Raw genomic sequence first — 1,892 nt, forward strand, 5'->3', positions numbered from 1 at the left:
TTCGATATGATCGCCGCCGCTACAAGCGGCGCAACCGCATCGAGATCATGTTCGGCAGGCTCAAGGACTGGCGCCGCGTCGCAACCCGCTACGACCGATGCCCGAAGGTTTTCCTCTCAACCATTGCCCTAGCCGGGCGTTGTTGCATTACCCCGGCCTGAGGCGTGACTGCCCCTTTCCCCGCTGACGTCAGGCCACGCGGACGATCTCGGCGGTGCCGAGGGCGTTGAAGCGGTTCATGAGGGCGATGCGGATTTGAACCTCGGCGGTTTGGCGGTCTGGGTCTCTTGCTGCGATCCGTTCGCCGAAAGCTTTGAAGCACCGCATCTTCGACTCGATGCGACTTCGGATATGGTAGCCCGTCCAGCGCTTCCAGAACGCCCTGCCGTAGTGACGCGTGGCGCGCAGGGTCTCGTTTCGGACTCTGGCCGCCGGGCCGTCGTCCTTCCAGGGTCTGCCGTTCTTGCGGATCGGAATGATCGGGACGGCCTCGCGTTCGAGGACAGCGGTGTGGCAGCGGCGGGTATCGTAAGCGCCATCAGCCGTCACCGTGCCGATTGGTTCGTCCTGAGGCACCTGATCGAGCAGCTCGGGCAGGACCGGACTGTCCCCGTCCCGGCTCGGCGTAAACTCCACGGCCCGGACGTCGGACGTGGCGGGGTCCATGGCGATATGAACCTTTCGCCACTGGCGGCGACCCTGCACGCCGTGCTTGCGGGCCTGCCATTCACCATCGCCGAGAAACTTGATGCCGGTGCTGTCCACGAGCAGGTTGAGCGGGCCATCGGCGCGGCGATACGGGATCTGCACCGCCAGGGTTTTCTGCCGGCGGCAGAGCGTAGATGCGTCCGGAACGGGCCAGTCGAGCCCTGCTTGCTGCAAGAGGGCGGCGACCATCCCTGCGGTCTGTCGCAGGGGGAGCCTGAACAGAACCTTGATCGACAAGCAGAACTGGATCGCCGCATCGGAGAAGACCGGTGGCCTGCCGGCACGACCGTCGTGCGGCGCGAGCCACGTCATGTCATTGTCGAACCAGATCAGCATCTCACCGCGCTTGCGCAGCGCGGCATTGTAGGCGGACCAGTTCGTGGTGCGGTAGCGGGTTGGCGTCGGCTTCGGCATGACGCCCTACTAACTTGCTGGATTCCGGCTGTGAATCCTCACCGGCTCAGGTTCTGCAACAACGCCCCGCCGAATGCCCCACGCGCGTAAGCCAATGCGAGACTCTCAATTCCAGCGGAAGAACTGCCGCAATGCAGCGAGTGTCCGAAAGGTCCCCGCCTGCCCGCCGCCGCAAGGCCCCTCTGAGCCCAATATGGCCAAAATTGCCCAAGCCGATACAGCGCGTGAAGCGAGATACGTCTGCGCGCCTATGATAAGGATGGTCGGCGTATAGGCTGCGCCCGTTCCCGGAACGGGAAAGGTCCCGCCTCCCGGCCGGGCCCTTCCGTACCGTGTTTGCGGTCAGTCGTGAACCATCAACACATTTAGATCCAGTTCATCCATATGGGCCATAACCCGGTCGAACCGGAAAGCAGGTGGTTCGACGGGGAAGACGTGGATATCCGTCGGGTCCCCGATGTAGCGGAAGAAGGGCTCGAAGACCGCCGGGACGAGCCAGCCGAAGAACTTGGTGTAGGGCGTGTCCAGACGGTAGCTGTGGACGGTGCCCGCCGTCACCTGGCAAAAGTCACCGGGGTGCAGGGTCAGCTCCTGGCCGTTGACCCACAGCGTCATCCTGCCTTCGAGACAGAAGAAGTTCTCGGTATGGTTCTTGTGGTAGTGCCACGGGATCGGCTGCCCGGCGGGACCCTCGGTCATCACCGAGAAGAATGTGCCGTCCGTCGAGGCGGATGTCTGCAGGAAAGAGAAAAGCTGATCGGCAGCCACCA

Annotated in this window: 2 protein-coding genes; both read right to left on the reverse strand. The window is 63.5% G+C overall.

Features of this window, described 5'->3' with window-relative positions:
- Positions 1-189: 189 nt before the first annotated feature.
- A complete protein-coding gene (locus LC039_RS26725; RefSeq protein ID WP_226629925.1) occupies positions 190-1,122 on the reverse strand; it encodes an IS5 family transposase in 933 nt (310 codons plus the stop codon).
- Between the two features lie 342 nt (positions 1,123-1,464).
- Positions 1,465-1,892: quercetin 2,3-dioxygenase (locus LC039_RS26730; RefSeq protein ID WP_226629931.1), on the reverse strand; the 428-nt coding region annotated here is incomplete at its 5' end.

Source organism: Alloyangia pacifica, assembly GCF_020524285.1.
Classification (GTDB): domain Bacteria; phylum Pseudomonadota; class Alphaproteobacteria; order Rhodobacterales; family Rhodobacteraceae; genus Salipiger; species Salipiger pacificus_B.

What these genes read in the sequence shown, in the direction of transcription:
- LC039_RS26725 (WP_226629925.1), bottom strand. Translation starts at nt 1,122, where the DNA reads ATGCCGAAGCCGACGCCAACCCGCTACCGCACCACGAACTGGTCCGCC.